Origin of the sequence: Dietzia sp. DQ11-71 (assembly GCF_014144995.1) — a bacterium.
Taxonomy (GTDB): Bacteria; Actinomycetota; Actinomycetes; order Mycobacteriales; family Mycobacteriaceae; genus Dietzia; species Dietzia kunjamensis.
This window is the reverse complement of the sequence record NZ_JAALDT010000004.1, coordinates 1-3744: the sequence shown is the minus strand read 5'-3', so window position 1 is coordinate 3744 and position 3744 is coordinate 1. Positions and strand designations below refer to the sequence as shown.

2 protein-coding genes and 1 pseudogene are annotated in these 3744 nt (G+C 70.7%); 1 reads left to right on the top strand and 2 read right to left on the bottom strand.

Going from position 1 to position 3744, the window contains the following annotated elements; all coding sequences use genetic code 11:
- Positions 1-61: 61 nt before the first annotated feature.
- Positions 62-1585, top strand: a complete 1524-nt coding sequence (locus G6023_RS00185; RefSeq protein ID WP_182633772.1) for an HNH endonuclease signature motif containing protein — start codon at positions 62-64, stop codon at positions 1583-1585.
- An 18-nt stretch (positions 1586-1603) separates the two neighbouring features.
- On the opposite strand, the gene G6023_RS00180 is transcribed toward G6023_RS00185, so the two are convergent.
- Together G6023_RS00180 and G6023_RS00175 are read right to left on the bottom strand one after the other, a co-directional pair.
- On the bottom strand, positions 1604-3451 hold the full coding sequence (locus G6023_RS00180; protein WP_182633771.1) for an ABC-F family ATP-binding cassette domain-containing protein: 1848 nt from the start codon (positions 3449-3451) through the stop codon (positions 1604-1606).
- 2 nt (positions 3452-3453) lie between these two features.
- Positions 3454-3744: pseudogene (locus G6023_RS00175) on the bottom strand (4-(cytidine 5'-diphospho)-2-C-methyl-D-erythritol kinase); the annotation flags it as partial.

Sequence of the window (3744 nt, the reverse complement as noted above, 5' to 3'; positions counted from 1 at the left end):
GGTCACGGCCGTGACAGCCACTTCTTCCGACCATGTCGTACCTCGAACATACAGTCGAACCATGAGCCCAACAGACACCGCCCACTCGCCGTTCGTGACCCCGCCGGGATTCACGACGGTGCCTACCCCCGCCACCGACGTCGTCGTGCCCGAGGCCTTCAGCCGATGGGACCCCGGACAGCGACGCGGCTATCTCGCGCAACGGGCGATCAACGCTGCCGAAGGCCGCACTGTGGCCTATGCGTACGACTGCGTATCCAGGTCCACCCGGAGCGACCAGCGACGCGATCCTCTGGACACGGCGGCGACCATGGTGAGCGCCTCGATGGCTTTGTCCCGCCGCGGGGCATTTCGGCTGGTGGCCACCGCCATAGAACTGACCGAGCGGCTGCCTCTCACCGCGACACTGCTGACGACCGGGTGGATCGGAGTCGACGCGGCCCACGCCATCGCCGAGGAGACCGCCCTGGTGGAGGACCGTCTCATGCCGGAACTCGACCGCCGCATCAGCGAGGGACTCGCACCGACGAGGCGCCGAACCCACCCGCCCAGGATCGGGCCGCTGCGCAAGATGCTCAGCAAGCACGTCGCGAGCTGCGACCCCGTGGGAGCGGACGCCCGCGCACAACAGGCTCGGCGAGAGCAGAACGTGAAGATGACGCCGGTCACGGGCGATCTCGCGCTGCTCACCGCGACCCTCTCAGCCGTCGACGGCCTGGAGATCACCGAGCGGATCGAAGCCCTGGTCCGCACCGCCGCAACAGACGACCCCCGGTCGATCGGGCAACTCAGGGCCGCCGGCCTCCTCGCCCTGAGCCGCGGCTGGACCTGTCTGCCCGCACCCGACGGAGACCACCCCACGGACCCGGACGCGATGGCCGCGGCCCGCCGGGTCGTGATCCACGCCTACGACGACGGGGACGCGGACTTCCGGGGCCTGTTCGTGGCAGGTTACGGCCCCGTCAGTCGCTTCACGTCCGATGAACTGCAGCGATTCGCCAGGCGCAGACTCGACGCGATCGACACGCTCGCGGACCCGGACAGTGAGGCCTCCCGCCGGTACAGCCCCTCGGAGGCACTGGCCCGCTTCTGTCGGGGTCGCGACGGCACCTGCGTTTTCCCCGGCTGCCAGACCCCGGCGGACAAGACGGACCTCGACCACATCATCCCCTTCGACCACGACGATCCCCAACGCGGCGGATACACCACCAGCGACGACCTCGGCAGCATCTGCCGCACCCACCATCGCCTCAAGACCGATGGCATCTGGGCCTACTACCGGAGCACTGACGGGAACTACGTGTGGATACATGGTCCGAACCATCCCGACAAGGACCCCGGGACACGCGTCATCACCACCCCCACCGGCCCATTGGCGGAGTTCGGCGCACCGCGACACCCCGAACGCTCCCGGCTACAGAAGGAGGCCGCCGAAGCCGGCAGAACGGGAGACGGCATCCCCGGATCGCAGCGCCAACCGCACACCCGGCACCGTCGCGCCACCGAACGGAGGTACTTGCGCGCTCAGGCGGAACAGCGACTACACGCTGCAGAGCGCGAACCGGGGTCGCAGTCGGCTGCCTAGGTCGGCCGGCCGGGCGACTCAGCCCTCGATCTGCTCGCCCAGTTCCATCCAGCGCTCCTCGAGCGTGTCCTTCTCCGCGGAGACGTCCTTGAGCTCGCGGTCCAGGGCGGCCAGCTTCTCGGTGTCCATCGCCCCTGCCGAGACATCGGCCATGGCCTTGTGGAGTTCGGCCTCGCGCTTGTCGAGCTTGCCCATCTGCCGCTCGATCTTCGACATCTCCTTGGTGAGCGCCCGCTCCTCGGCTGCGGAGAGGGCGGGAGCCGTGGCAGACCCGTCCGCGCCGCCAGCCTCAGAACCGCCAGCCGAAGCAGACGCGGCGCCCGGCGTGGAGCGCGACACCTTGCCCGAGTCGCCAGCCGCCCCGGCGACGCGACGGCGCTCGAGGTATTCGTCGATGCCGCGCGGGAGGTTGGTGAGCTGGCCGTCGCCGAACAGCGCCCACACCGAGTCACAGATGCGCTCGACGAGGTAGCGGTCGTGCGAGATGACGACCATCGTGCCGGGCCAGCCGTCGAGCAGGTCCTCGAGTTGGCGCAGCGTGTCGATGTCGAGGTCGTTGGTGGGCTCGTCGAGCAGCAGGACGTTGGGCTCGGCCATGAGCACGCGCGTCAGCTGCAGGCGCCGTCGCTCGCCGCCGGACAGGTCGCCGACGGGTGTGCGCTGACGGGCCGGCGAGAAGCCCAGCCGCTCGGCCAACTGGGAGGCGGTGAGCTCGTCCTTGCCGAACGCCACCCGGGCGGCGACGTCCTCGATCGCCTCGAGCACCCGCTGATCCAGCGGCAGGTCGTCGAGTTCCTGACGCAGCCACCCGATCCGGATGGTCTTGCCCTCCTTGCGGCTACCCGCGGCGAGGGGGGCCTCACCGGCGAGCGCGCGCAGGAGCGTGGTCTTGCCGGAACCGTTGACGCCGACCAGGCCCACACGCTCGCCGGGGGCCAGTCGCCAGGTGAGGTCGTCGACGAGGGTGCGGCCGTCGGGGGCGTCGAGGCGCGCGTCCTCCAGCTCGATCACGACCTTACCGAGGCGCCGCGCGGCGAAGCTCGACAGCTGTAGCGAGTCGCGGGGCGGCGGCACGTCCTTGATGAGCGCCTCGGCCGCCTCGATGCGATAGCGCGGCTTGGACGTCCGCGCCGGGGCGCCGCGGCGCAGCCACGCGAGTTCTTTGCGCATGAGGTTCTGACGACGCGACTCGGTGGCCGCGGCCTGGCGGTCGCGCTCGGCGCGCGCGAACACCCAGTCGTTGTAGCCACCCTCGTACTGCTCGACGTGGCCGTCGACCACCTCCCAGGTGTGGGTGGCGATCGTGTCGAGGAACCACCGGTCGTGGGTGACGACGACGAGCGCACTCGATCGCGCGACGAGGTGGTCCGCCAACCACTGGACCCCCTCGACGTCGAGATGGTTGGTCGGCTCGTCCAACACGAGCAGGTCCAAATCCTGCACGAGGGCCGCGGCGAGCGACACCCGGCGCCGCTCACCGCCGGACAGATCCGCGACGGGCGTGTCCAGTCCCAGGTCGTGGATCCCGATGCCGTCGAGCACCGCGCGGACGCGGGCGTCACCGGCCCACTCGTGGACCGCGAGGCCGAGCCCGCCGACCACGGCCTGGCCCACGGTGTCGGCGGCGAGCTCCGTGCGCTGCGTGACCACGGCGATCCGCAGACCGCTGACCTGCGAGACGCGCCCGGAGTCGGGCTCGGCCACGCCGGTGAGGATCTCCAGCAGGGTGGTCTTGCCGCCCCCGTTGAGGCCGACGACGCCGATGCGGTCGCCGGCATTGACGCCCAGTGAGACGTTGTCGAGCACCTGCCGGATCCCGAAGGAGACCGAGCACTGCTCGAGGTTGATGAGGTTGGTGGGGGCCATCTCTACTTTCCTGTGGGGTCGTCGACGATGTGCGCACCGCCGACCGGGCCGCGGGTCACGCGGACTTCGCGGGCGACGCCGTGCTCGCTGATCTCGGCGGCGACGGCGATCGCGTGGTCACGGTCGGTGCAGAAGAACAGGCAGGTGGGGCCGGAGCCGGAGACCATGCCGTGCAGGGCCCCGGCCTCCCGGCCGACGCGCAGGGTCCGGCGGAGGGCGGGCATGAGCGAGAGCGCGGCGGCCTCCATGTCGTTGGCGAGCAGCCCGGCCACGGCGGCGGGATCGTCGCCGGC